Raw genomic sequence first — 24,265 nt, 5'->3', positions numbered from 1 at the left:
CTACCGACACAGAAAAACGCCTCCGGTTTTCCGGGGGCGTTTTTTGTTGCGCCACGTGCCTGCCCCACGGACCTTGGACAAGCCATCAGCCAACAAAAAAGGCCGGAGCGCGCAATGGCTCCGGCCTTGATTGGGTGATGCTGCGGGGTGGCGCTTAGCCGAGACCCTTCACAATCTCTTCCACCATCTTCTTGGCGTCCGAGAACAGCATCATCGTGTTGTCGCGGAAGAACAACTCGTTCTCCACACCGGCATAGCCGGAACCCATGCCGCGCTTGATGAACAGCACCGTGCCCGCCTTTTCCACGTCGAGAATCGGCATCCCGAAAATCGGGCTGGCCGGATCCGTCTTCGCGGACGGGTTGGTCACATCATTGGCGCCGATCACGAAGGCAACGTCCGCCTGCGAGAACTCCGAGTTGATGTCCTCAAGCTCGAACACTTCGTCATACGGCACATTGGCTTCAGCCAGCAGCACGTTCATGTGCCCCGGCATGCGGCCGGCCACCGGGTGGATCGCGTACTTCACGTCCACACCTTCGGCCTTCAGCATGTCGGCCATTTCACGCAGCGCGTGCTGGGCCTGCGCCACGGCCATGCCATAGCCCGGCACGATGATGACGGTGCCGGCATTCTTCATGATGAAGGCAGCGTCATCAGCCGAGCCCTGCTTCACCGGACGGGTTTCGACCTCGCCGGAAGCAGTAGCCGTCTCGCCGCCAAAGCCGCCAAGGATCACCGAGATGAAGGAGCGGTTCATGCCCTTACACATGATGTAGGACAGGATCGCACCCGACGAACCAACAAGCGCACCGGTGATGATCAGCGCGGTGTTCTCCAGCGTGAAGCCCAGCGCCGCCGCGGCCCAGCCCGAATACGAGTTGAGCATCGACACCACCACCGGCATGTCCGCCCCGCCGATCGGGATGATCAGCAGGAAACCGATGACGAAGGAGAGCGCCGTGATGATCAGGAAGGCCTCGATCGTCTGGTTGGCCGGATCGATGCACAGCCACACCACACCACCAATAATGGCGGCAGCCAGCAGGATGTTGATCAGGTGACGGCCCGGCAGGATGATCGGCGCACCGGACATCGTGCCCTGCAGCTTGGCAAAGGCGATGACCGAGCCCGAGAAGGTGATGGCACCAATGGCCACACCCAGCCCCATCTCGATGATCGACGCCATCTTGATGTTGCCGGCCACACCGATGCCGAAGGCTTCCGGCGACATGAAAGCCGCCCAGGCGACAAGCACGGCGGCCAGACCAACCAGCGAGTGGAACGCGGCCACCAGCTGCGGCATCGCCGTCATGGCGATGCGGTTGGCGATGATGGCACCAATGCCGCCGCCGATGATCACGCCCACGGCGATGAAGGTCCACACGGTGGGATCGGTGATGTCCTGACGGATGAGGGTCGTCCCCACGGCAATGGCCATGCCGACCATGCCGAAGAGGTTACCCTGGCGGGACGTTTCGGGGCTTGAAAGCCCGCGAAGCGCCATGATGAAAAGCACGCCCGATGCAAGATAGGCGAGCGCTGCGAGGTTTGCAGACATGATTCAGCGGCCCCCTATTTCCGGTCTTTTTTCTTGTACATGGCCAGCATGCGCTGGGTGACGAGGAACCCGCCAAAGATGTTGACGCTCGCAAGCACCACACCGCCAAGTCCGAGCCAGCGCGACATGCCGGCGGTTTCGCTGCTGCCGAGATCGACAGCCACGGCGATGAGCGCACCAACGATGATCACCGACGACACGGCGTTGGTCACCGACATCAGCGGCGTATGCAGGGCAGGCGTCACGCTCCACACAACGTAGTAGCCGACGAAAATCGCGAGCACGAAAATCGAGAGCCGGAAGATAAAGGGATCGATAGCTGCGGCTTCCATTACGCGGCTCCTTCCTTGAGTGCCGGGTGCACCACCTGCCCATCCTTGGAGATGAGCGTGCCGGTGATGATTTCGTCTTCCCAGTCAATGGCCAGCGCACCCGTCTCTTTGTCGACGAGCGGCGTGATGAAGTTGAGCAGGTTCTTGGCGTAGAGGTTGGAGGCATCCACCGCCACGCGGCCCGGCACATTGCGGTAGCCGACGATCCTCACGCCGTCCACGTCAACGATCTCGCCCGGTTTGGAGAGCGGGCAGTTGCCCCCCTGCTCCACGGCGAGGTCAACGATCACCGAACCTGGCTTCATGCTGCGGACCATTTCTTCGGTCACCAGCACCGGTGCCGGACGGCCCGGGATCAGCGCGGTCGTGATCACGACGTCCTGCTTGGCGATGGTCTCCGCAACAAGCGCTGCCTGGCGCTTCTTGTAGTCCTCGCTCATTTCCTTGGCATAGCCGCCGGCCGTCTCGCCGGTGTCGCCTTCATCGGGCTCCACCATCACGAACTTGCCGCCCAGGCTTTCCACCTGCTCGGCCGCCGCCGCACGCACGTCGGTTGCCGACACGATGGCACCGAGGCGCTTGGCCGTGGCGATGGCCTGCAGGCCCGCCACACCGGCGCCCATCACGAAGACGCGGGCCGGCGGCACGGTGCCGGCAGCCGTCATCATCATCGGGAAGGCGCGGGTGAACAGTTCAGCCGCATCGATCACCGCCTTGTAACCGGCGAGGTTCGACTGCGACGAAAGCACGTCCATGGACTGCGCACGCGTGATGCGCGGCATGAATTCCATGGCAAACGACGTGATGCCGGCCTGCGCCAGCGCATCCACCGTTTCCTTGCTCTGATAGGGGTTCAGCATGGCGGCCAGAACGGCACCGCGCTTCATCTGGCTGATTTCTTCGGTCTCCGGACCGCGCACCTTGAAGACGATGTCGGCATCACCCAGCACATTGCTGCTGACCGTCGCACCGGCTTCCTGATACTGCGCATCCGGAATGGATGACTTGAGACCCGCACCGGTTTCGACCACCACGTCGAACCCCAGCTGGGTCAGCTTCTTCACCGTTTCCGGCGAGGCGGCAACGCGCGGTTCGTCGTCGCGCCGCTCCTTGGGAATAGCAAGCTTCATATTTCTCCGCCCTGTTGGATGGGGCTTTCGTTCAGCCCCGCTAGACCGCATGGCGGCTGCGGGACCCCTTGAGCCGTTTTTCAGGGCAGGAGAAATGATCATGTCCACCGTCCGCGCCCTGTCGGCCCGGCCGGCACCCCTGCCCCGGTTTTTTCTGCCGCTAGAGCAGGAAAATGCCCATGAAGACAAGGATCAGGACGACGGCAATCGTGCCGTACTTGGTGAGGGCCATGAAGCCATCCCACGTGCCCAGATGTTCCTCCGGGTCCATCTCCTTGCCCCAGCGCTCTACTTCAAAGGCTTCAACCTTGCCTTCAGACATGCGCGCAATCTCCTTCTTGGTGTTGCCAATTGCTAAGGATGCGTAAAGTTGACGCGGACTATAGGCGGCAAGCGCCCTCGCGGGCAAGCAGCCGTCTTACAACGCTTTTTGCGGTTTCGCTTGTACGTCCAGAGGTGATTGACCCGGCCGTTCCCCCAGCATTTTGAACAGCCCCGTGCCGGTCATGATGGTGCGCGCGCCTGCCATCTGGGGGCTGTTTCCACCCGTCCAGATATGGCCGCGTACGGTCACGAAATCGTCCTCGGTGCCGGTAATCACCGCGTTGCCCTGCACGAACTCGCCAAGCTGCGCCGACGAGACAAAATCAGTCACCAGCCGCACCGTCACCCAGAACCGGTGCAGCTCGTAGGTCACGACTGACCCGAAGGCCATGTCCGCAAAGGCCATCAGCATGCCGCCATGGCAGTTCTGGAAGCCGTTCGTGTGCTTGTCGGTAACGAGAAATCCTCGCGCCCAGGTACCGTCGGCGCTGAACCGCTGATAGATGGGCCCCACCTGGTTGCCGAAGCCGCCCCGCCAGGTCGTGACCTCGAAATCCGCCGGTACACCGGTTTCGGGTGCAACACTGTCAGGCATCTCATCTCTCTCGGCATGGCGTGGCATTGAGCCCCGCCGTGAATCAGGGCGCCAACTCTAGCCCATTTGCCTCGAGCGCTTCCAACTGCCGGGCAGCAAGATCCTCAATATTGAACTTGTCGATTTCAGCGTTGAACAGGTCGTGGAAATTCAACTCCGCGGCCAGATGCAGGAACACGCCCCCAAGCCCAACGGCCGCCCGGTCCATGAAGACGAACTCCTTGGGCGGCGTTACCGGGCCATGGGACTTGAGCGCTGCATGGACCTTCGCAGCCTCCTGCCGGCCATATTTGCCGGGCGAAATCCCGTCCGCGATCGTGCGCACCCGGTCGTCCAGCAACGGGCCGTAGATGAAGGTCGCCCAGATGTTGAGGATGTCCACAAGGTCGTTGGTGAGGTTCTCAAACCCCCAGCTCTCATAGGCAGCCACCACCCTGTCGCGGTCGTCGGTCTGCAGCCCCCGATAAAGCTCGACCACGCCGGCCACAAAGGCAGGCGGGAACTTCCGGATGCAGCCATAGTCCAGCAGATTGATGCCGTGGTCTTCCCGCACCGTGTAATTGCCGAGATGCGGGTCCCCATGGATTGCGCCGAAATGGCTGAACGGGTGCCACCACGCGCGAAACATTGCGCTGGCGATGTCATTGCGCACCTCAAGCGGCGCCTGCCGGAAATCAAGCAGCGGCGCACCGTCGAGCCAGGTCATGGTCAGCAGCCGTTTGGTCGACAGATCATCAATCACCTCAGGCACACGAATGGTGGCATCATCAGCCAGCATGTCCTGGTAGAGCCCGATATGCCGCGCCTCAAGCGTGTAATCCAGTTCCTCCCGCAGCCGCGCACCGATCTCATTGGCCATCTGCCGTGTATCGATGAACCCGTCCACCCGCCGCTGAATGGCGAAAACCACTTCCAGCTGGGTGAGGTCGGCTTCAACGGCCGACTGCATGTCCGGATATTGCAGCTTGCAAGCCACCGGCACACCATCATGGGTCACCGCCCGATGCACCTGCCCCAGCGAGGCCGCCGCCGCTGCATCGCGCTCGAACGAGCCGAACTTCTTCTGCCATCCAGCGCCGAGCTCCGAGGCCATGCGCCGCTTCACGAACGGCCATCCCATGGGCGGCGCATTTGCCTGAAGCTGCGCAAGCTCCATGGCATAGTCTTCCGGCAGCACATCGGGGATCGTGGCCAGCATCTGGGCCACTTTCATGATCGGCCCCTTCATGCCGCCAAGCGCGTCCTTCAGCTCCGCTGCGACCTTGGCATCATCGATCTCGAGCCCGAATAGCCGCGCACCGGCCATCTTCGCGGCAATGCCACCGACACCCCCGCCGACGCGGGCATAGCGCCGCGCCCGGCCGCTGAGTCTGTTTTCTTCCGTCTTCGGACCATCTGCCATGGATCAGGCCACCAGCCCTTCAAGCTCGTCTATCAGTCCCTCGATGACCGACAGCCCACCCGCCCAGAATGCCGGGTCCCGCGCATCAAGGCCGAAGGGCGCAAGAAGGTCCGAGTGATGCTTGGTGCCGCCCGCCCGCAACATGTCGAGATAGGCCTCGGCAAACCCCACATGACCGCCCTCATAGACACGGTAGAGCGAGTTCACCAGGCAATCACCGAAAGCGTAGGCATAGACGTAGAACGGTGAATGAATGAAATGCGGGATGTAGCACCAGAAGGTCTCATATCCCTCATTGAGTGTGATGGCAGGGCCCAGGCTTTGCGTCTGCACGTCGAGCCAGATGCGGCCGAGATCCTCCGCAGTCAGTTCGCCCTCGCGGCGGGCAAGATGAACCTTGCGCTCGAACATATAAAACGCGGTCTGCCGCACGACCGTGTTGATCATGTCCTCGACCTTCGACGCCAGCATGGCGCGCCGCGCGGTCGCGTCCGGCGCCTGCTTGAGCAGGGCCTGGAAGGTGAGCATTTCGCCGAAGACCGACGCCGTCTCCGCAAGCGTCAGCGGCGTCTGAGACAACAACTGCCCCTGCGGTCCCGCCAGCACCTGGTGCACGCCATGGCCGAGCTCATGGGCAAGCGTCATCACATCCCGCAATTTGCCCTGGTAGTTGAGAAGGACGTAAGGGTGCGCGCTCGGGACCGTCGGATGCGAGAACGCACCCGGTGACTTCCCGGCGCGCAGCTGCGCATCGATCCACCCGGAGCCGAAGAAGCGCCCGGCGATGTCCGCCATGTCCGGAGCAAAGCCCCGATAGGCATCCAGCACGGTCCGCTGCGCCTCGTTCCAGCTCAGCCGCCTGTCATCACTGTCAGGCAGCGGAGCATTGCGGTCCCAGAAATTGAGGCGTTCCTGCCCCATCATCCGCGCCTTCAACGCGTAGTACCGATGGGACACGCTTTCGAATTTCGATTCGACCGCCGACGACAGGGCCGCCACGACCTCGGGTTCGACCTGGTTCGACAGGTGCCGCGACTGGGCAACATCCTCATATCCGCGCCAGCGGTCCTCGATTTCCTTGTCCTTGGCCAGCGTATTGGTGATCAGCGTGAAGGTGCCGATGGAGGCCTTGAAGGTTTCAGCCAGGGCCTTCCCGCCGGCCTCACGCGTGGCCGGGTCCTTGGAACTGAGCGTGTTCAGCGCCGGCTCGATTGCCAGCTTCTCGCCATCCAGCTCGAAGCGCAGACCCGCCATGGTTTCATCGAACAGGCGGTTCCATGCCGATGCGCCGGACACGCGCTTTTCAAGCAGCAGCTTCTCCAGATCATCCGTGAGCTGATAGGGCCGCCACGCCCGCGCCGCAGTCAGCCACGAGCGGTATCGGGCGAGGTCAGGATGCTGTCCATAGGCCCTCTCAAGCGCCTCTTCCTCGAGCCGGTTGATATCCAGGGTAAAGAACAGGATCGTGCTGCCGATTGCCGTCAGCTTCTCCTGCACATCGCCGTAGAACTTGGCATAGGCGGGCCGCGTCGTATCCGTTGCGTAGATGAGCCCCGCAAAAGAGGCGACCCGGCCCATGCGTTCATCGAGCGCCTCATAGGCCTTGATCGCTTCTGCCAGCAGTGCGCCGCCGGCCGGGTCCGGCAGCGCGTCAGCAATCCGGCCCGCATAGGCTTCCGCAAACCGGCCGGCTTCCGCCGCCGCCACGGCCAGATCGGCAAGCGCTGCTGCGCGGCCGGCAAATCCCCCCTCCGCTTCATCTTCAGCCCTAGCGGGATAGAGATCCGACAGGTCCCAGGCAGGAAGGTCTTCGCTGGTATCGGATGTCAGGGAGAGGGCGCCATCTGGAGAGGCAATCATGCAGGATACTCGAATGCTGTAAGTGGCCCGGTGAGGCCGGAATGGGCGGGCGATCAGCTGCCATCATGGCACGATGCCTGTGGCTAGATATTGGCGGTCACGCCGCTGCAATCAAATGTTCAATCGCCGCATCCGGCAGCACGGCTCCATCGGCGCAAAAGAAAAGGGCCCGGTGAAACACCGGGCCCTTCAATTCTCGTTGGGGCGACTGGTTCAGTCGCTCCTGACCTTGTCCGATTAGCGGACTTCGATCACAGCGCGGCGGTTGAGCGGCTCGCGCACACCGTCACCGGTCGGCACAGCCGGCTCGCTCTCACCAACGGCGCCGACATTGCCCACGGTCACGCCCTGAGAGGCGAGAGCATTGGCGACAGCATTGGCACGACGCTGGGACAGGCCCTGGTTGTAAGCAACCGAACCGGAGGTATCGGTGTGGCCCACAACGTTAACCGTCGGGTTGTTGAACTCCTTCGTGTAAGCAGCAACCTCGTCGATCACTGCCATGGCAGCGGAAGTGAGGTTGAACTTGTCGAAGCCGAAGTAGATCACGAAGTCCTGATCGGCCGCAGCGGCTTCACATTCTTCGATGGCTTCGTAGAAGGCGACCTTTTCAGAGGCAACGCGCGCCGGCTGCACCGGACCACCGCGACCGCCGAAGAAGGCACCGTCAACACCGAGTTCGTTATCGGAAGCCTGCTCGACCCAGCCGTCATAGTACCGCTGTGCCTTGGCGCAGGCGCAACCGCGGTCGTCACGACCGCCATTGTCCAGAGCCGTCATCAGGCGCGTGCGAGCTTCCTGAAGCTCCGTCAGCTCGCTGTCCAGGACCTTGCGGCCCCAGGGAACGTTGGCCGGATCAAACGGCTCAACCGGACCGCCGGCAAGCGCCGCGCGACCCTTTTCTGCAAACAGAACCGAGTGACGCCATTCGCAGTCTACATAGACTTCCGAAGTCGCACGATCCTGATACTCGGCCGCGAGGCACGAGTAGAAGTCGTCACCAGAAATTTCCTGGTCCAGGAAGCTTTCCACATGGAAAGTCCCACCGAGGCCGCAGCCTGCAAGACCAAAAAACGCCCCCACCGCAATAAGCCGGGATAGCATGTTCATCCCACTCTCCGTCATTCGAAATTTGCCTTCGCACCCCCCGAAACCGACGGGTGGCCGGGACCCGCCCGGGAACTACCAAGTCCGCGTATCCGCGACTCTCATCGCACACAGACCTGCACTGAGCAACCAAATTCCCGGCAGATAGTTCCCTTGAGCAACAGGAGTCACGTTTGCGCAACACCCCGGCAAACCGTCATTTTTTGTTTACCATAAGGCTCAATTTCCCTGTCTGGCACACTGCACGCCCCCATTTACCGCCAGCAATGCACCGGCTCTAAAAACCTCCTTAACCGGCGGCGGACCATAGTGCCCCTCATCGACGGCGCGGATCGCGCTGCCCGGGGCCATCGTTCGTAAAATGTTCCTTGCTCCCCGGCGCTTGAAGGTCAGGTGTCACCCACCCGGCCCGCAGGCGCGCCTGCCGTCCAGTGTATCTGCGTTCGCGCCTGTATCGGGCATTGGTTTCGGGGAGCCGGCATGGCCAAGACTATTCTCATTGTGGACGACGATCCGGCCCAGCTGCGGCTGATTTCCGCCGTTGTCGAGCGCGATGGCCACCGGATTCTCACCGCCTCCGGCGGCAATGAAGCCATCGCCACCCTTGAGGGAAACCGCGGCGGCGAGGTTGACCTCGTGGTGCTTGATCTCGTGATGCCCGAAACCGACGGCTGGGCAGTGCTTGAGCGCGTCCATTCCGGCCGCCCCGACCTTCCCTTCATCGTGCTCACCGGCCATGGCGGCATTGATACAGTGGTGAAGGCAATGCAGGCTGGCGCCCGTGATTTCGTGGTCAAGCCGGCAAGCCCCGAGCGGCTGCAGGTCTCCATCGCCAACGCCCTCAAGCTCGAGGCCCTCGGCAAGGAAATCACGCGCCTCAAGAAGCATTCGACCGGGCAGCTCACCTTCGACGACCTGATCGCCGCGAGCCCCGCCATGCGCAAGGTCGGCAAGATCGCCGAGCGCGCGGCCCAGTCTAACATCCCGATTCTCATCGAAGGCGAGTCGGGCGTCGGCAAGGAAATGATCGCCCGCGCCATTCAGGGCTCCAGCGATCGCGCCGGACGCCCCTTCGTCACCGTCAATTGCGGTGCCATTCCCGAAAACCTCGTGGAATCAATCCTCTTCGGCCACGAAAAGGGTGCCTTCACCGGCGCCACAGAGAAGCACGCCGGCAAGTTCCAGGAGGCCCATGGGGGCACGCTGTTCCTGGACGAAATCGGCGAACTGCCGCTCGAGATGCAGGTCAAGCTGCTGCGCGCCCTGCAGGAAGGTGAAGTCGACCCGGTCGGGGCCAAGAAGCCCGTCAAGGTGGATATCCGGCTGATTTCGGCCACCAATCGCGACCTCATCCAGGCCGTGCAGGACGGCACCTTCCGGGAAGACCTGTATTACCGCCTCAACGTGTTCCCCGTGGCGGTCCCGCCCCTGCGCGAACGCCGCGAGGACATCGCACCGCTCACGGACCATTTCATTGCCCGCTTCTCGACCGAGGAAGGCAAGCCCATCAGCGGTGTGGATGCGGATGCCCGCGCCCTGCTTGAGGGGTTCACCTGGCCGGGCAATGTCCGCCAGCTTGAAAACGCGGTCTTCCGCGCTGTCGTGCTGTGCGACAGTGGCGTGTTGAGCTTTGAGGATTTCCCGCAGATTGCGAGCCTCGCCGGCGCTCAGGCCCGGCCGAAACCGCGCCTGCCGGACATCCAGCCTGCCGTCCTCGGCGCCGACATGCCCGCCCCGGCCGGCCATGCGGTCGCCAGCCACGGGGCTGCCTATGCGGCCGCGCCTCAGGGGTCGCCCTTTGCGGATGCAGCAGCCCTTGGTGCCGTCCACAGCGATGACGCACCCTATGCCAGCCTGCCGGGGGATATCTCGGCGCTGGATGAAAGCGGCAACCTGAAAAAACTCGAGGACATCGAAGCCGACATGATCCGCCTGGCCATCGAAAAATACGAAGGCCATATGTCGGAAGTCGCCCGCCGCCTCGGCATTGGCCGGTCAACGCTGTACCGCAAGGTCCGCGATCTCGGCATCCAGGTACGCGACTAGGCTGTCAGCCTGGTCTGAAGACGGCCTGCTCAGACCTCGAGACCAAGCGCGTGGCGATACAGATCGATGATCGCCTCCTGCTCCTGGAACTCTGCCCGATCCAGCTTGCGCTCGCGCACCACGCGGCGCAGGGCCTTCACGTCATAGCCATTGCCCTTTGCCTCGGCATAGACGTCGCGGATGTCGGCCGCCAGTGCCGCCTTTTCCTCTTCGAGACGCTCAACACGCTCGACGATGGATTTGAGCTGGTCACGTGCAATGCCGCCGGTGTCCGCCATGGGAGTCCTCACGAAAGCTGGATGATGATGTCTAGGGCCCGGCCCCGACATGGCAATACCATGCGAGCCGGAAGGGCGCGGACATTAACCAACCTGCCCGCAGCCCTCAACCGCTTTCAGGTGACGGCGCGCCTGCCCCAGCGTCAGCCGTGCTGCTTGGACGCCTCGCTGAATGCCGCCTTCTGTTCTGCCGACGCTTCGGTCTGATATTTCGACTTCCACTCCGCATAGGGCATCCCGTAGACGTGCTCGCGGGCCGCGTCCTTGCTGACATCCACGCCCCGCGCTTCCGCTTCCTCCGCATACCAGCGCGACAGGCAATTGCGGCAGAAGCCCGCGAGGTTCATCAGATCGATGTTCTGCACATCGGTCCGCTCCTGAAGATGCGCCACCAGGCGGCGAAACGCGGCGGCTTCGAGGTCGGTTTGTGTAGTGTCAGCCATAACTAGCTCCAATCGATGAGATGCTGAACGGCGGCCGATACATCGGCCCGGAATAGGTGTCAGGATTTGACCTCATACATGGTGGCGTCGATCAGATAGTCCACCACCATCCGCAAGGCTTCATCATGATCCGCTCCTGCCGCGCGTGCCTCCTCGTAGGCCTGCCGCTGTGCCTGGGATGATGTGCCCCGGCGGGCAATCTGCGGCACATGGAGAAGTTCCTCGATGCAGCCAAGCTGGCTAGCTTCTTCCTTGAGCAGGCCAACCAGTTCATCAGCGAGATCGCCCATGGGCACCATCGTTCCCTTGCCGAAATCGGCAAGATCGCGCGTGGCGCCGTAACGCTGGGCCCGCCAGCGGTTTTCTTCGGTCAAAACGCGCGGATAGACCCGCCAGCGCTGGTTCTTCTCACGCAGCGTGAACAGCATCGACAACAGGCACTGATAGAGCGCAGACAACGCCACCGCGTCTTCCATCCGTGTACAGACATCTGCCACGCGAGCCTCGAGCGTCGGCCAGCGCACGGACGGCCGGATATCCCACCAGATCTTGCTCGCGTCCTCGATCGCGCCCACATCCGTCAGCCGCGATACAACGCGCTGATACTCCTGCCAGCTGTCAAAGGAATCCGGGATGCCGGTGCGCGGCAGGGCGTCGAACACCGTCAGCCTGTAAGAGGCCATGCCCGTGTCCTCCCCCTGCCAATAGGGAGAAGACGCCGACAGCGCCAGCATGTGCGGCAGGAAGTAGGTTACCTGGTTCATCAGGTCGATGCGCAGATCATCATCCTCGATGCCGCAATGAATATGCATGCCGCAGATCACCATGCGCCGCACTGCTGCTGCCAGGTCGCGCGCAATCTGGTCATAGCGCGCCTTCTGCGTGTGATGCTGCTCCGTCCAGCGGGCGAACGGGTGTGTGCTGGCCGCAATGAAGCCGTAGCCATAGCCTGAGACGACGTCCGCAACCGCGCCGCGCAGGCGTTTCAGTTCCTTCCGCACTTCTGCAGGCGTCGCACAGACCGATGTCCCGATCTCAACCTGGCTCTTGAGGAACTCGGGTGAGACCTGCATGCCGATAGCCTCGGACAAAGTGGGCATCAGGTCCGCGGGCGGCTCGGCCACCAGATCGCGACTCTCCCGATCCACCAGCAGATATTCTTCCTCAACCCCAAGCGTGAAGGCAGGACGGTTCATCCCCGGCGCCCCTTTCTGGCTCTAGCTGTCCGTAGTGGACCCGAAATGCTCCACCGCCGCCAGGTCCGGATGGGCGGCGAGCAGCTGCGCAATTATGGAGGCCAGCCGGCCGGCCCATTCCGCAGCCCCGTGATGGGTATCAATAAGGTCCTGACGGATTTCCACCAGCGCATGCGGGAGGCCGCGCTGGGTGCCGTTGCGGTACATCGTGTCGCCCTTCAGGCGCCCCACATAGGGCTCATTGTCGCCGATCACGAGCCCCTGCTCCTGCCGCAGCGCGCCGATGAGTGCGTGGGCCAGACGCGGATCCTTGTCCCAGAGAATGCCCGCATGCCAGGGCCGCGGCCTGCCGCGCCACACCGGCGTGAAACTGTGGATCGAGATGATGAGCGGCACCTCGCCGGATGCCGTGGCCGCGTCAATCACTCCGGCGATCGCATCCTGATAGGGCTGCCAGAAAGCAGCCCGCCGCGCGGCCACTTCCTCGGCGTCGACATCCCTGTTGCCCGGGATGACCGCGCCATCAGACAGTTTCATCACCAGTGTCGGATCATCCGCGCCCCGGTTGGGGTCGATCAGCAGGCGGGAAAACCCCGAAAGAACTGCCGGGCAGTCGAGCGCCTCGGCCAGCCGCCGCGTCACCTCCCCGGCCCCGATATCCCAGCCGATATGCCGGTCCAGCTCCGCCCGTGGCAGCCCCAGCGTGCCATAGGCCTCGGGAATGGCATTGGAGGCATGGTCGCACAGCAGGATCACATGCCCGCGCCCGGCCGGATTGACGAGTTCGAACGGACGGAACCCGTCCGCCATGCCGGGGGATGACGCAACAGCCTGAGACATGCCCCGACTATAAGGCCTCACCTGCCCTGTTCCAGAGAGCTAGCCTGCAAAATCGTCACAACCAACCGACTGACAGTCACCGTCCCCGATGGTAGATTGCCGTCTGATTTGTTTTTGAGGGATTGGGGGCCGACCGGTCCCTGCCCGCCCGCCCGATACACTGCCGCCCCGGCATGGGAGCCTGCCTTTTGCTGACAAGATATCCGGCCACTTTCCTGTTTGCAGCACTGGCAGGATTCACCGGCCTTACGGCCCTTGCATCACCGGCCTCCGCCAGCCTGGATGTGTGCAATGAGTCGGCAAGCCGCGTGGGCATCGCACTCGGCTATTACAAGGCGGATACATGGGTCTCCGAAGGCTGGTGGCACCTGGAAGGCGGCCAATGCGCGCCAGTCATCGAGAGTGATCTCAACGCCCGCTTCTACTACCTCTTCGCCATCGATTTTGACGCAGGCGGCGGCTGGTCCGGCTATTCCACCCTGTGTGTGGCCCCCGGCGAATTCACAATTCCCGGCCGCACGGACTGCGAAGCACGCGGCCACCACACGGCAGGCTTCATGGAAGTCGACACCCACAATTCGCCCAACTGGATCGTCCGGCTGGACGAAGCCACCCGCAAGCGCGACCCGCGCCCCAATCTGAGCAGCCTCATCGAGGGAGCCCGCTAGCCCCGTGCGTCATCGCAATGTCCGGATCCTCGCCACCCTCGGTCCCGCCTCCGATACCTACGAGCAGGTGTCAGCACTGCATGAGGCCGGCGCGGATGCCTTCCGCCTCAATATGAGCCATTCCGATCATGCCAATCTCGCCCGCCGGGTGCGCATGATCCGCGAGCTCGAGGCCAGCGCCGGTCGCCCCATCTCCATTCTCGTGGACCTGCAGGGCCCGAAACTGCGCGTAGGCGACATGGGCGAAGACGGGGTTGAGCTTGCCGACGGATCGAGCTTCGTCCTCGATCTCAGCAAGGCGCCGGGTGATACCAGCCGCGCCCCGCTGCCCCACCCGGAAATCTTCAAGGTCGCCGAACCGGGGCATCACCTGTTGCTGGACGATGGCAAGATCAATCTGCGGGTGGAGGAGAACTCCGCCGAGGAAATCGTCACCACCGTCGTCGCCGGCGGCCGGCTGACTTCGCGCAAGGGCGTCAACATCCCGGACGCTGTGCTGCCCATCCCCGCCCTCACCGCCAAGGATCACAGTGATCTCGAAGCGGCCCTCAATCTCGATGTGGACTGGATTGCACTGTCCTTCGTGCAGTCGGCGCAGGATGTCGCCGAATGCAAGAAGATCGCGCGCGGCCGTGCCGCCGTGATGGCAAAGATCGAAAAGCCCTCGGCTATCAAGGACCTGGACGCCATCCTCGAGATGGCCGACGGCCTCATGGTTGCCCGCGGCGATCTCGGTGTCGAATGCCCGGTGGAAACCGTGCCCGGCCTGCAGAAGCGCATCACCCGCGCCGCCCGCAAGGCAGGCAAGCCCGTGGTCGTGGCCACCCAGATGCTCGAGAGCATGATCGAAAACCCGGTGCCGACCCGCGCGGAAGTCTCCGACGTGGCCACCGCCGTCTTCGAAGGCGCGGATGCGGTCATGCTCTCTGCGGAATCCGCTGCGGGCAAACACCCCATCGATGCGGTTGCCGTGATGAACCGGATCGCGGAATCGGTCGAGACCGACCCCAACTATGCGCAGATCATCAACGCCCAGCGGTCCGAGCCCGAACCGACAGGTCCGGATGCCCTCAGCAATGCAGCGCGCAGCGTGGCCGAGACCCTCAATGCCGCCTGCATCATCTGTTACACCACATCCGGCTCCACAGGCCTCAGGGCGGCGCGCGAACGCAGCCGCCTGCCGGTGCTGGCACTGACACCCGAGCCGAAGACGGCCCGCCGCCTGTCCCTCGTCTGGGGCCTTGTCTGCGTCCTGACGGAGGATGCAAAAGACCTGGACGACATGGTTGAGCGCGCAGGCCGGATTGCCTTCCAGCAGGGCATGGCCCGGGTGGGTGACCGCATCGTCATCATGGCCGGCGTGCCGCTGGGGACGCCCGGTGCCACGAACATGCTGCGTGTCGCCTTTGTCGCTGAGAGGTCAGCCGACCAGCCCTTCTACGACCATTTGGCCAACGGCGATTAGTCCGCGGCGGCGACCTGAAGCGGTGCGCCCTTTTCCACAACCGTAATGCCGGACCGGGGTGCCTCGCCGCGGGCAAGCCGGCCAATCGCGTCCAGCACATGCTCAGGCGCCGCGTAATGCGGCATGTGACCCGTGCCGCGCAACCGGATCAATTCTGATCCCGCAATCGCCTCATGCAGCGGCACCGAGTGCAGCTTGAAGCTCACGGACCGGTCGCCGCCGCCGTGAATGATAATCGTCGGCACGTCAACGTCGCCATATCGCTCGGACTGGCGGGCCAGCGCCGCCTTCAGGTTTCGGACGTCCTGCGAATTGGCGGCAAAGGTGGTCGGCCTGAAAAGCAGGTCCAGCCCGATGGCATCCGCAAATCCCTCCGGCGCCTCGTCGGGCGCAAAATTGCCGACGACACCCGCACCCTTGAGCTGCTGCCCCACAGGAACCATCAGTGTACGGAGAAAGAACCCGCCGACCACAGGCGTGTGGACAAGATCATGATACCAGGCAACGCCGCCGGGCCACGGATGCGTCGCGCCTGACATGGGAACTAGACCGATGAGGTCATCCGGATAATCCAGCGCATAGGCCATGGCCACCGCACCGCCCCAGGAATGCCCCACGAGCACGTGCCGCCCGACACCCAGCTTGCGGACGGCGGCATTGATCAGCCGTGCCTGAACGGCCGGGTCATGGATGTCGTCGATGCCTGAGCGCTCGCTCCAGCCATGTCCCGGCCGGTCGAACGCAATGACCCGGTGGGTCCGCGCCAGATCATCCAATATGGAGTTGGCATAGTCGCGCATGTTACCGCTCGCCCCGTGCACCAGCACGACAGGCACGCCCTCTCCCTTGTCGACATAGTGCAGACGCGTGCCTTCAACCTCCACGAAGGCGCCGAGAGGCGGGTAGCGCTCTTCGGTCTGGTTCACGAACCACAGGGTGTAAGCGTAAAGGCCGCCGAATGCCGCCGCGAGCACGAGAAGCGTGATGCCCATGATACGTCCCATCTCCTGGGGTCTCCGGTGTGATGACAAATGTTTGGTGGCTTAGTGCCGGTCGCGTGGAAGTGCTAGATGCCCCGTCCCTCGACTTCCACCTCGAGCCGCTTGATGGCCTCATGCGCATCGTCGAGCTGCGGATTGATCGCGACAGCCTGCCGATAGGCGGTCAGGGCCGCGTCCTTTCTGTCCAGATCATCCATCATCACCGCAAGGCCCATCAGCGCCGCCCAATGGCGCGGCTCCCGGACAAGCACCTGAGAGATGTCGGAAATTGCCGCTTCATAGTCATCAATGACGTAATAAAGCGTCGCACGCTTGTTCCAGCCCTCCGGGTAATCCGGCGCCAGCTCCACCGCCATGGAAAACAGATCAAGCGCCACGGCATAGTCCTGTGACCGCAGCGCTTCCGTCCCCCGGGCCACCATGAGATCCACCGTGGCACTGCCGGACTTGAGCCAGAGCCGCCAGATCTCGTTCTCGATCAGGTCGGCTTCCGCCGGGCTCTCCGCTTCGGCCAGCTTGTCGAACAAGCCGTCGAGATCGGATGTGCCCTGCGCATGGGCACTGCCCGCTGCCAGCAGGGGCACGAGCAGTGCCACTGCCGGAAGCAGCCTCAAAGGCGCGAACAGTCGGGTCAACCAGAGTGCCATACTCAACTATATGACCCGGATTGCGGCCATGGCGAGGCCCTTCCACCACACGACTGCGTGACGGTCAGAAGCGGGCCCGGCCGCGCCCGGTCCGGTATCAGATGTTGAGATCTTCGCGCCGCACGCCGTCGAATTCTGTGATGAAATCCGCACCATAAGCGCGCGATGGTGTCTGGAAACCGGGCGTCATCTCGCCGGACGCAGCCCGCTGCGCAATCTCGAGACCCGTTTCTGCCGTCAGCGTGTAGCCCTCAGGCGTCTCCAGCCGGGACCGCATGACATTCCCAGCGCCGTCGGTCACTTCACCGATAAGGATTGCCTTTGCTGCGGCGCGTTCAGCGTCATTCGGCCCCTCGGGCAGCTTGTCGATCTGCTTTTTCAGGAAGCGTTGCACCGGCCCCGTCCCCATGACCCAGCGTGCCACGGACCCGAGTCCCGCCATCCGCTCCATGTCCTTGGAGGCCTCGAAATAGATGGTGATGTCCGGAATGTCAGTCGAGTGATAGGCGGTCGACACATCCCCCCACCCAACAGCGATGGAAGCGCTCTCGCCCTGCCCGTAGTCTATGGTGCGGCGCGGCGGCTTCTTGAGTGAAATAATCCGGCCGCCCCGCCGCACCCGCGTGCCTTCGCTGATGCTTTCAACCATCGTCTTGGCCGTGCCATGGGAGAGATTGGAAAGCCCTGCAATGCCCATCTCAAGGCGTTGCGCTTCCGGCATGCGGCGCTTCATGTGGGCGGCAAGGCAGTCGCTTGGCACGACATCAAAGCCCACGCCCGGCAGCACCATGATGCCGGCCTCGCGCGCGTCCTTGTCCCGCGCGGCACAGGCCTCGAACACGCCGATCTCACCGGTAATGTCCAGATAATGGGTCCGCGTCCGCAGGCACGCATCCAGCATCGGTTTGGACGTGGCTGAAAATGGTCCGGCGATATGCAGGACCGCATCAACGTCCTGCAATGCCTTGTCCAGTGCATTGGGCCGGTCGAGGGACACCGCGCACCATTCAAGCCCCAGAGGCTCAGCGACCTTCTGAAGTTTCTGGGCATTGCGCCCCGCCAGAACAGGCTTGAGGCCCTTTTCCGCTGCCACCCGTGCGGTCAGCTTGCCCGTATAGCCGGTGGCGCCATAGATCATGAATTTGCCGGACATGGTTCCCCTTCTCCCCATCTGCGAAGGCAACAACGTGCCGTGCCGCAGCGACATGCTGTGGAGCCCCGCCCTGCACCCGAACAGGATCAGCCCCTTGTTTGTGACGCGATGGTGACGATTCCCGCTCCGCGCGGCAAGCGCTCAAACCGGTCATATGCGTGGCTTCAGGCTAGAGCAGCCCAAGCCGTTCAAGATGCCCCTGCAAATGCCCTGCGGACAGGAACTGGTGGCCCACAAGACCGGCCTCGTCTGCCGCACGCGTATTGGTGGCCAGGTCGTCGACAAACAGCGCCTCGCCCGGTCCAACGCCGAACCGCGTCATGGCCAGCCGGTAGATGGCAGGGTCCGGCTTGGCGAGCTTCTCCTGGCCGGACACGACAATATCTCTGAAATGCCCCAGGAACCCGAAGACATCGTCCGCCCCGGACGGCGTCATTCCCTCAGCCATGCGAGGCGGCCATGTCTGGGCCGGCCAGTTGGTCAGCGCGAATACGGGCACATTGCGCGCCACCAGCGCGTCCAGCACGGAAACGGTTTCCGGTATCGGGCCCATGATGGCGCGGTCCCAGTGATGCGCCATGGCATCAAGAGCGTCGGTGTAGTGGGGATGGCTGTCGCGCCAGACCGCAAGTGTCTGCTCGAAGGGCGCGTCGCTGTCATGACAGGCCTTGTGCGCCTGCCAGAAGACATCCGCCATGAACGCCTCCATCACCCCATGGGTGGCGAAGTGCTCCTGGAAGATGAGGCGCGGGTTCCAATCAATCAGAACCCCGCCAAGATCGAAGATGACTGCTCTGACGCTTTGATCTGCCATGGTAGATCCCCGGCAGCCGCATCAGGGCCGGATCGGGTTCAGCCCTGACGCGCCTTGAAGCGCGGGTTCACCTTGTTGATCACGTAAAGGCGGCCCTTGCGGCGCACGATACGGCAGTTCTTGTCACGCTTGGCCAGCGACTTGAGAGAATTGCGAACTTTCATCGGTCTCGACCGTCATTCCTGTCGGCGTCGCCAGCCGCCGGAAAGTGGCGCGGGCTGCCCATAAAACACGGAAAGGCCGGGAGCTCGCCCGGCCAATTGGGCGCGGAATGTAGCAGTCCCCGCCCCCATGTCAACTTTAGATGTCGGGCCCGTCCGGCCCACTCCGCCGGGAGCCCGGACAACCACGCCGGGCGGCTCCCCGGAGTGCTTGCTTAAGTGCTCCGGGCCCGTAAATCCCATCTAGCCTTGCCCCCCGCGCTTCGGCTAATGGTGACGCCCAGTCATTTATGAATGTGTCCCCCAGGGCTGCGACCGCGCAGCCGGTATTGCAAAGAGTACATACGTCCCATGACCTATGAAGAGCGCCCCCAGAACAAGAACAAGCCCGAAGGCCCGCCCCAGAACGCCCCCCTGGAAGAGCCGCTCATCGAGATCACGGAGCGTCCGCTCTGGTACACCCGCGCCCTCGCCGCCCCGCATGAGAGCCGCTATGTGACCGTGGACGGCACCCCGATCCACTACCTGCTCTGGGGTGCCCCCGCACAGGGCGAAGCGCCCAAGCCCGGCATTGTTTTCGTGCATGGCAACGGCGCGCATGCCCGCTGGTTCGCCCATATTGCACCGTTCCTCACCCACGATTTCCAGGTCGCCTCGATGGATCTTGGCGGCATGGGCGAAAGCGGCTGGCGCCCGGACCGGTACACGCGCGAAAGCTATGCCAAGGAAATCTTCGCCGTCACCCAGGATGCCGCCATGGCCCCGGGTTATGTCGTGGGCCATTCATTCGGCGGCTTCGTGTCCCTCGTCGCAGGGTCGGAATATGGCGACAAGCTCGGCGGCCTTGTGCTTGTGGATTTCGGTGTCCGGCCGCCGGAAGACCATGAGGAATGGTTCGAAGACAATCCTCCGCCCCGCCCGACCCGTGTCTACCCGGATCTGGAGACAGCCTTGGCACGCTTCCGGCTTGCCCCGGATCAGCCACTGGCCAACCGGTTCATCTTCGACACCATCGCGCGTGAGAGCCTGCGCGAAGCAACGCCCGAGCCGGACGAGCTCGGCCGGACGGCAGGCGGTACCGGATGGACCTGGAAATTTGATCCCAAGATCTATTACGGGCTGACCCTTGGCCGCGATCTCAACGAGCGCTTCCACGACATGCCCTGCCGCAAGGCTGTGGTCATGGGCGGCCTGTCATGGAACGGGCAGCAGGAGGTGATGGACCACCACCGCAAGCTCGGCGGCCCGACAACACCCGTCTTCTCAATTCCCGAAGCCCGCCACCATGTGATGCTCGATCAGCCCCACGCCTTCACAATGGCCATCCACGGCCTGCTTGGTGCATGGGAAGCGGAGCGTCTGCGGGCCAGTCGCTGACACTAGGTCTCCTCCCTACAGCGGCGAGATCAGCCTTTCGGCACCGTGTGACCGTCGTGGTCATCATCGTCATCCACCCCGGAGCGCACGCTTGAAACCAGTGGATGCAGGACGATGAAGACACCCATGACGGCCATCAGGACCGCCGCCAGAATGAACGGCGCCTCCGGCATGATCTGGTAAAGCGGCAAGGCGATAAACGGGTTGACCACATGCCCCATGGCAGCCGTGGACCCGATGAAGCCGGCAATCGCTCCCTGCTCGTCCGGCTCGACGCTCAGGGACGCCGCAGCCGAAAGACCCGGCCGCAGCAGGCCGAACCCCAGCCCCGCCGCCACCAGTGCCATCACGAGCGTCGCGTAATTGCCGCCGGCGATCATAAGCGCGAAGGCAACCAGCATCACCACCGTGCCCGAGCGCAGCATCATCTGAACCGACAGGTTGAACCGTCGGATCAGGACAAGCTGCGCAAACAGCGTCGCCATGGCCATGGCCATCATCCCGATACCCACCATCTGGGCAGCATCCTCGACGCTCAAAGACAGCGTATCCTGGAAATAGAAGGCCGACACCTGAACGACGATGGATTGACCCATGGCCGTCAGCACACCGACGGTCAGGAACGGCCACACACGCGTATCCATGACCTTGAGGCGCTTCTTCTTGTCCTCGCGCTCCCGCGGCCGCGTGCGCTCCGGCAGCAGGAACCAGATCGCCAGCGCGCTGAGAAAGGCCAGCGACCCGACAGTGAAGAACGGCGCAAGCAGCCCGAACACGATCAGGGCCGCGGCCACGCCCGGCCCGATGACCGTCCCCATGCCGAAGGCAGCGCCGATCGTCGCAACGCCCGACGCGCGTTCCGCCCGCGTTGTCCGGTCCGCCACGTAGGCCTGCGCGGCGGGCATGGTGCCGGAGCCGAATGTCCCGAAAATCGCACGCACACCCACCAGCATGGGGAACAGCAGGGCGATGCTCACCATTCCGTTCATCCCCATCCAGATGAAGATGGCAAACCCGATGGTCGATACACCGAATCCCGCGAGACCGATGAGGATGACCTTCTTCCGGCCAATCACATCACTCGTTCGGCCCCAATAGGGGCTGGACAGCACCCAAAGCAGGGCCGACAGCGAAAAGATCGCGCCCACCTGTACTTCGGAAAGACCGAGATCACGCGCAATCGGCGGCAGAATGGCGAAAAACAGCGACTGCCCCATTCCAACGCACAACAGGCAAAAGAACAAAATCCCGAAGGCGCGCTTGCGCTCTTCGGGGCTGGTCTGCTGCAGACCTGGCAGGTCGTCGCCCTTGGGCGCGCCCGGATTCTTGTCGCTATTTGGGGTCATGTGCCTTGCCGAATGGGGCCAGATACATAGCTCACGTCAGGAGCACCGGTCCATACGGCGCTTTTGCATGGCATGGTTTCACAAAGCTGCAGGAGGCTGCATGAGCGCCCCCATCCTCATTTTCGGAGCAACCGGAGGCGTCGGCAGCGCCCTTGCCCGCAGGCTTGCCGAAGCGGGCCACAGCCTCGCCCTGAGCGGCCGCAACGAAGACGCCCTGCACAGCCTTGCGGATGATCTGGGCGCCACAGCCCATCCCGGCGACGTGCTGGACGATGACGCTCGCGCGGGCATCATCGATGCCGCCTGCAGCGATGACGGCGGCCTCGCGGGGCTTGCCTTCTGCGTCGGTTCGATAGACCTGAAACCCCTCAAGCGGGTCGGGGCGGACGACCTGCTGAATGCCTTCCGGCTCAATAGCGTGGCAGCCGCCCTCGCCGTGCAGCAGGCCGCCCCCGCCCTCAAGAATGCCAAGGGAAGCGTTGTCCTGTTCTCCACCATTGCGGTGCAGCAGGGTTTCCCGAACCACGCCATCGTCGCAAGCGCCAAGGGCGCTGTGGAAGGCCTCGGTCGGGCCCTCGCCGCGGATCTTGCACCGGACATCCGGGTCAATGTGGTGGCACCGAGCCTGATGAAAACCAACATGGCAGCGCCCATCGTCTCGTCGGACGCGATGGCCGAAGGCATTGCCAAGCTGCATCCGATCCCCCGCCTCGGCGAAGCTGCGGATGCGGCAAACCTTGCGGCCTTCCTGCTGTCGCCGGACAGCCCGTGGATCACCGGCCAGGTCATGCGCGTTGATGGCGGCCGAAGTCACCTGCGCACCAGAGGCTGACCCGCCCGTGACCACTATTCGCCTCATCCTCGGAGACCAGCTCAGCCCCGGCCTGTCGTCCCTCTGTGACATCGACAAGGACACCGACGTGGTGCTGATGGCCGAGGTGATGGCCGAATGCACCTATGTGAAGCACCACAAGAAGAAGATCGCCTTCGTCCTCTCCGCCATGCGTCACTTCGCAGACGAGCTCGAGGCCGACGGCGTGAACGTCGACTACATAAAGCTGAAAGACAGGGGCAATACCGGCACGCTGAAGGGTGAAGCCGAGCGCGCGCTGAAACGCCACAAGGCTGACAAGCTCATCGTCACCCGGCCAGGCGAGTATCGCCTGCAGGAAGACATGGAAAGCTGGTCTCAGGATCTGGGCATCGACGTGGAGTTCCGCGACGATGATCGCTTCATCGCAACCCTCGCCGAGTTCAACGACTGGGCGCAGGACCGCAAGGAATTGCGGATGGAGTATTTCTACCGCGAGATGCGCCGCAAGACCGGCTTTCTGATGACCGATGACGGCGAACCGGAAGGCGGCAAGTGGAACTACGACAAGGACAACCGCAAGTCCCTGCCGGACAAGATAGATTTCCCCGGCCCGTCTCAATTCACCCCCGACGACATCACCGAAGAGGTCCTCGATCTCGTTGAAGCGGAATTCGCCGACCATTTCGGAGATGCCCGCCCGTTCAGCTTCGCCGTCAAACGCCACCAGGCCGAGCATGCCCTGAAGCGCTTCATCGACCACGCCCTGCCCTGTTTCGGCGACTATCAGGACGCGATGACAAACCGCGATCCGCACCTCTTCCACTCCATCCTTGCGGCCTACATCAATGTCGGGTTGCTCGACCCCCACGCGGTGTGTGCGGCAGGGGAAAAAGCCTACGAGGCGGGCAACGCGCCCCTAAATGCGGTCGAAGGGTTCATCCGCCAGATCATCGGCTGGCGCGAATTCGTGCGCGGCGTCTACTGGCATGAAATGCCTGACTACAAGACCCGCAACATCCTGCGTGCCGACCGCCCGCTGCCTGATTTCTTCTGGACCGGCGACACCCGCATGGCCTGCATGGCACAGGCAATTGGCCAGACGAAACAGCATGCCTACGCGCACCACATCCAGCGCCTGATGGTAACAGGCAACTTCGCCCTCTTGGCCGGTCTCGATACCGATGAAGTCAATGACTGGTACATGTGCGTTTACGCCGACGCCTATGAATGGGTGGAGCTTCCCAACACCCATGGCATGGCGTTGTGGGCCGATGGCGGAATCCTCGGTTCCAAGCCTTATGCAGCAAGCGGCAAATACATCGAGCGCATGTCGGACCACTGCAAGGGCTGCGCTTACAACGTCAAGGAACAAGCCACAGAGGACGCCTGCCCCTTCAATGCCCTCTACTGGGATTTCATTGCCCGGCACGAACAACGCTTTGACGGCAACCACCGCATGGGGCTCGTCCTCAATTCCCTGCGCAAGATGGATGGTGGCAAGCTGACTGCGCTCCGCAAGCGGGCGGGAAACCTGCTTGAGGATCTCGATAGCCTTTAGGTCTTCGGCCGACGATCGCCCTTGCAGCGCTCCGAGCAATAGCGCACCGCATCCCAATCCCGCGCCCACTTCTTGCGCCAGGCAAAAGGCCGCCCGCAGGCAGCGCAGATCTTCGTCGGCAGGTCACCCTTCTTTCGCATGGCCGGA

At 63.2% G+C, this 24,265-nt stretch carries 25 protein-coding genes; 6 read left to right on the top strand and 19 right to left on the bottom strand.

Features of this window, described 5'->3' with window-relative positions; translation table 11 throughout:
- Window positions 1–154: 154 nt before the first annotated feature.
- The 8 genes from HG718_RS01805 to HG718_RS15675 all read right to left on the bottom strand — a co-directional run bounded on the left by HG718_RS01805 (window position 155) and on the right by HG718_RS15675 (window position 8,314).
- Window positions 155–1,561 (bottom strand): NAD(P)(+) transhydrogenase (Re/Si-specific) subunit beta, encoded by a 1,407-nt coding sequence (locus HG718_RS01805; protein WP_160588777.1) that lies wholly within the window; start codon window positions 1,559–1,561, stop codon window positions 155–157.
- A 14-nt stretch (window positions 1,562–1,575) separates the two neighbouring features.
- Window positions 1,576–1,977 carry an NAD(P) transhydrogenase subunit alpha part 2 gene (locus tag HG718_RS01800; protein WP_373868324.1) on the bottom strand — a complete coding sequence of 134 codons (402 nt, stop codon included), beginning with the start codon at window positions 1,975–1,977 and terminating at the stop codon, window positions 1,576–1,578.
- A complete protein-coding gene (locus tag HG718_RS01795) occupies window positions 1,893–3,023 on the bottom strand; it encodes a Re/Si-specific NAD(P)(+) transhydrogenase subunit alpha (protein ID WP_160588778.1) in 1,131 nt (376 codons plus the stop codon). Before HG718_RS01795 ends, HG718_RS01800 begins: the two co-directional genes overlap by 85 nt.
- A gap of 160 nt (window positions 3,024–3,183) precedes the next feature.
- Window positions 3,184–3,345, bottom strand: a complete 162-nt coding sequence (locus tag HG718_RS01790) for an aa3-type cytochrome c oxidase subunit IV (protein ID WP_244617797.1) — start codon at window positions 3,343–3,345, stop codon at window positions 3,184–3,186.
- Between the two features lie 96 nt (window positions 3,346–3,441).
- Complete coding sequence (locus HG718_RS01785; RefSeq protein ID WP_160588779.1) at window positions 3,442–3,942, bottom strand: PaaI family thioesterase; 501 nt, start codon at window positions 3,940–3,942, stop codon at window positions 3,442–3,444.
- A 43-nt stretch (window positions 3,943–3,985) separates the two neighbouring features.
- Entirely contained in the window at window positions 3,986–5,344 is a 1,359-nt protein-coding gene (locus HG718_RS01780; RefSeq protein WP_160588780.1) for an ABC1 kinase family protein, read from the bottom strand.
- Window positions 5,345–5,347: 3 nt separating this feature from the next.
- The gene (locus HG718_RS01775) at window positions 5,348–7,204 is read right to left on the bottom strand and encodes a M3 family oligoendopeptidase (protein ID WP_160588781.1); all 1,857 of its coding nucleotides are present in this window, start codon (window positions 7,202–7,204) and stop codon (window positions 5,348–5,350) included.
- 237 nt (window positions 7,205–7,441) lie between these two features.
- Window positions 7,442–8,314, bottom strand: coding sequence for an OmpA family protein (locus tag HG718_RS15675; protein ID WP_280179197.1), 873 nt, complete (start codon window positions 8,312–8,314; stop codon window positions 7,442–7,444).
- Between the two features lie 477 nt (window positions 8,315–8,791).
- On the opposite strand from HG718_RS15675, the gene HG718_RS01765 reads away from it, so the two are divergent.
- On the top strand, window positions 8,792–10,357 hold the full coding sequence (locus HG718_RS01765) for a sigma-54-dependent transcriptional regulator (RefSeq protein ID WP_027842270.1): 1,566 nt from the start codon (window positions 8,792–8,794) through the stop codon (window positions 10,355–10,357).
- 29 nt (window positions 10,358–10,386) lie between these two features.
- On the opposite strand, the gene HG718_RS01760 is transcribed toward HG718_RS01765, so the two are convergent.
- The 4 genes from HG718_RS01760 to HG718_RS01745 all read right to left on the bottom strand — a co-directional run bounded on the left by HG718_RS01760 (window position 10,387) and on the right by HG718_RS01745 (window position 13,114).
- Window positions 10,387–10,635 (bottom strand): DUF2312 domain-containing protein, encoded by a 249-nt coding sequence (locus HG718_RS01760; protein WP_027842269.1) that lies wholly within the window; start codon window positions 10,633–10,635, stop codon window positions 10,387–10,389.
- A 143-nt stretch (window positions 10,636–10,778) separates the two neighbouring features.
- Window positions 10,779–11,078, bottom strand: a complete 300-nt coding sequence (locus tag HG718_RS01755; protein WP_160588782.1) for a DUF1244 domain-containing protein — start codon at window positions 11,076–11,078, stop codon at window positions 10,779–10,781.
- A 59-nt stretch (window positions 11,079–11,137) separates the two neighbouring features.
- Window positions 11,138–12,274, bottom strand: a complete 1,137-nt coding sequence (locus HG718_RS01750) for a carboxylate-amine ligase (RefSeq protein ID WP_160588783.1) — start codon at window positions 12,272–12,274, stop codon at window positions 11,138–11,140.
- 21 nt (window positions 12,275–12,295) lie between these two features.
- Window positions 12,296–13,114, bottom strand: a complete 819-nt coding sequence (locus HG718_RS01745) for an N-formylglutamate amidohydrolase (RefSeq protein ID WP_160588784.1) — start codon at window positions 13,112–13,114, stop codon at window positions 12,296–12,298.
- A 173-nt stretch (window positions 13,115–13,287) separates the two neighbouring features.
- Here HG718_RS01745 and HG718_RS01740 point away from each other — a divergent pair, with 173 nt between their 5' ends.
- Together HG718_RS01740 and pyk are read left to right on the top strand one after the other, a co-directional pair.
- Window positions 13,288–13,782 (top strand): DUF1036 domain-containing protein, encoded by a 495-nt coding sequence (locus tag HG718_RS01740; protein WP_244617798.1) that lies wholly within the window; start codon window positions 13,288–13,290, stop codon window positions 13,780–13,782.
- Between the two features lie 4 nt (window positions 13,783–13,786).
- The gene (gene pyk / locus HG718_RS01735; RefSeq protein ID WP_160588786.1) at window positions 13,787–15,247 is read left to right on the top strand and encodes a pyruvate kinase; all 1,461 of its coding nucleotides are present in this window, start codon (window positions 13,787–13,789) and stop codon (window positions 15,245–15,247) included.
- On the opposite strand, the gene HG718_RS01730 is transcribed toward pyk, so the two are convergent.
- From HG718_RS01730 to ykgO, 5 genes are all read right to left on the bottom strand, one after another.
- Window positions 15,244–16,251: an alpha/beta fold hydrolase gene (locus HG718_RS01730; protein WP_160588787.1), complete on the bottom strand. Its 1,008-nt coding sequence runs from the start codon at window positions 16,249–16,251 to the stop codon at window positions 15,244–15,246. The two genes, pyk and HG718_RS01730, sit on opposite strands and share 4 nt — an antisense overlap.
- 62 nt (window positions 16,252–16,313) lie before the next feature.
- Window positions 16,314–16,895 (bottom strand): tetratricopeptide repeat protein, encoded by a 582-nt coding sequence (locus tag HG718_RS01725; protein ID WP_160588788.1) that lies wholly within the window; start codon window positions 16,893–16,895, stop codon window positions 16,314–16,316.
- A 97-nt stretch (window positions 16,896–16,992) separates the two neighbouring features.
- On the bottom strand, window positions 16,993–18,048 hold the full coding sequence (locus tag HG718_RS01720; RefSeq protein WP_160588789.1) for a saccharopine dehydrogenase family protein: 1,056 nt from the start codon (window positions 18,046–18,048) through the stop codon (window positions 16,993–16,995).
- A 169-nt stretch (window positions 18,049–18,217) separates the two neighbouring features.
- A complete protein-coding gene (locus HG718_RS01715) occupies window positions 18,218–18,862 on the bottom strand; it encodes an HAD family hydrolase (RefSeq protein ID WP_160588790.1) in 645 nt (214 codons plus the stop codon).
- 38 nt (window positions 18,863–18,900) lie between these two features.
- Complete coding sequence (gene ykgO, locus HG718_RS01710) at window positions 18,901–19,026, bottom strand: type B 50S ribosomal protein L36 (protein ID WP_027842262.1); 126 nt, start codon at window positions 19,024–19,026, stop codon at window positions 18,901–18,903.
- 348 nt (window positions 19,027–19,374) lie between these two features.
- On the opposite strand from ykgO, the gene HG718_RS01705 reads away from it, so the two are divergent.
- Window positions 19,375–20,400: an alpha/beta fold hydrolase gene (locus HG718_RS01705; RefSeq protein WP_160588791.1), complete on the top strand. Its 1,026-nt coding sequence runs from the start codon at window positions 19,375–19,377 to the stop codon at window positions 20,398–20,400.
- A gap of 29 nt (window positions 20,401–20,429) precedes the next feature.
- On the opposite strand, the gene HG718_RS01700 is transcribed toward HG718_RS01705, so the two are convergent.
- Window positions 20,430–21,746, bottom strand: coding sequence for an MFS transporter (locus HG718_RS01700; protein WP_160588792.1), 1,317 nt, complete (start codon window positions 21,744–21,746; stop codon window positions 20,430–20,432).
- 100 nt (window positions 21,747–21,846) lie between these two features.
- Between HG718_RS01700 and HG718_RS01695 the strand changes: the two genes are divergently transcribed.
- Together HG718_RS01695 and HG718_RS01690 are read left to right on the top strand one after the other, a co-directional pair.
- On the top strand, window positions 21,847–22,578 hold the full coding sequence (locus HG718_RS01695) for an SDR family NAD(P)-dependent oxidoreductase (protein WP_160588793.1): 732 nt from the start codon (window positions 21,847–21,849) through the stop codon (window positions 22,576–22,578).
- A 7-nt stretch (window positions 22,579–22,585) separates the two neighbouring features.
- Complete coding sequence (locus HG718_RS01690) at window positions 22,586–24,118, top strand: cryptochrome/photolyase family protein (protein ID WP_244624770.1); 1,533 nt, start codon at window positions 22,586–22,588, stop codon at window positions 24,116–24,118.
- Here the strand turns inward: HG718_RS01690 and HG718_RS01685 are convergent.
- Window positions 24,115–24,258 (bottom strand): DUF2256 domain-containing protein, encoded by a 144-nt coding sequence (locus tag HG718_RS01685; protein ID WP_160588795.1) that lies wholly within the window; start codon window positions 24,256–24,258, stop codon window positions 24,115–24,117. The genes HG718_RS01690 and HG718_RS01685 overlap by 4 nt on opposite strands.
- Window positions 24,259–24,265 lie beyond the last annotated feature (7 nt).

Source organism: Pyruvatibacter mobilis, assembly GCF_012848855.1.
GTDB classification, from domain to species: domain Bacteria; phylum Pseudomonadota; class Alphaproteobacteria; order CGMCC-115125; family CGMCC-115125; genus Pyruvatibacter; species Pyruvatibacter mobilis.
This window is presented reverse-complemented; position numbering and strand designations above follow the sequence as displayed.

Bases quoted from the DNA above. Each gene is read 5' to 3' on its own strand.
- HG718_RS01755 (WP_160588782.1), bottom strand. From the start codon at position 11,078: ATGGCTGACACTACACAAACCGACCTCGAAGCCGCCGCGTTTCGCCGC.
- HG718_RS01760 (WP_027842269.1), bottom strand. From the start codon at position 10,635: ATGGCGGACACCGGCGGCATTGCACGTGACCAGCTCAAATCCATCGTC.
- HG718_RS01700 (WP_160588792.1), bottom strand. From the start codon at position 21,746: ATGACCCCAAATAGCGACAAGAATCCGGGCGCGCCCAAGGGCGACGAC.
- HG718_RS15675 (WP_280179197.1), bottom strand. From the start codon at position 8,314: ATGAACATGCTATCCCGGCTTATTGCGGTGGGGGCGTTTTTTGGTCTT.
- HG718_RS01685 (WP_160588795.1), bottom strand. From the start codon at position 24,258: ATGCGAAAGAAGGGTGACCTGCCGACGAAGATCTGCGCTGCCTGCGGG.
- HG718_RS01745 (WP_160588784.1), bottom strand. From the start codon at position 13,114: ATGTCTCAGGCTGTTGCGTCATCCCCCGGCATGGCGGACGGGTTCCGT.
- HG718_RS01730 (WP_160588787.1), bottom strand. From the start codon at position 16,251: ATGGGACGTATCATGGGCATCACGCTTCTCGTGCTCGCGGCGGCATTC.
- HG718_RS01720 (WP_160588789.1), bottom strand. From the start codon at position 18,048: ATGTCCGGCAAATTCATGATCTATGGCGCCACCGGCTATACGGGCAAG.
- HG718_RS01785 (WP_160588779.1), bottom strand. From the start codon at position 3,942: ATGCCTGACAGTGTTGCACCCGAAACCGGTGTACCGGCGGATTTCGAG.
- HG718_RS01780 (WP_160588780.1), bottom strand. From the start codon at position 5,344: ATGGCAGATGGTCCGAAGACGGAAGAAAACAGACTCAGCGGCCGGGCG.
- HG718_RS01765 (WP_027842270.1), top strand. From the start codon at position 8,792: ATGGCCAAGACTATTCTCATTGTGGACGACGATCCGGCCCAGCTGCGG.
- HG718_RS01795 (WP_160588778.1), bottom strand. From the start codon at position 3,023: ATGAAGCTTGCTATTCCCAAGGAGCGGCGCGACGACGAACCGCGCGTT.
- HG718_RS01695 (WP_160588793.1), top strand. From the start codon at position 21,847: ATGAGCGCCCCCATCCTCATTTTCGGAGCAACCGGAGGCGTCGGCAGC.
- HG718_RS01790 (WP_244617797.1), bottom strand. From the start codon at position 3,345: ATGTCTGAAGGCAAGGTTGAAGCCTTTGAAGTAGAGCGCTGGGGCAAG.
- HG718_RS01740 (WP_244617798.1), top strand. From the start codon at position 13,288: ATGGGAGCCTGCCTTTTGCTGACAAGATATCCGGCCACTTTCCTGTTT.
- HG718_RS01705 (WP_160588791.1), top strand. From the start codon at position 19,375: ATGACCTATGAAGAGCGCCCCCAGAACAAGAACAAGCCCGAAGGCCCG.
- ykgO (WP_027842262.1), bottom strand. From the start codon at position 19,026: ATGAAAGTTCGCAATTCTCTCAAGTCGCTGGCCAAGCGTGACAAGAAC.
- HG718_RS01715 (WP_160588790.1), bottom strand. From the start codon at position 18,862: ATGGCAGATCAAAGCGTCAGAGCAGTCATCTTCGATCTTGGCGGGGTT.
- HG718_RS01750 (WP_160588783.1), bottom strand. From the start codon at position 12,274: ATGAACCGTCCTGCCTTCACGCTTGGGGTTGAGGAAGAATATCTGCTG.
- HG718_RS01775 (WP_160588781.1), bottom strand. From the start codon at position 7,204: ATGATTGCCTCTCCAGATGGCGCCCTCTCCCTGACATCCGATACCAGC.
- HG718_RS01805 (WP_160588777.1), bottom strand. From the start codon at position 1,561: ATGTCTGCAAACCTCGCAGCGCTCGCCTATCTTGCATCGGGCGTGCTT.
- HG718_RS01725 (WP_160588788.1), bottom strand. From the start codon at position 16,895: ATGGCACTCTGGTTGACCCGACTGTTCGCGCCTTTGAGGCTGCTTCCG.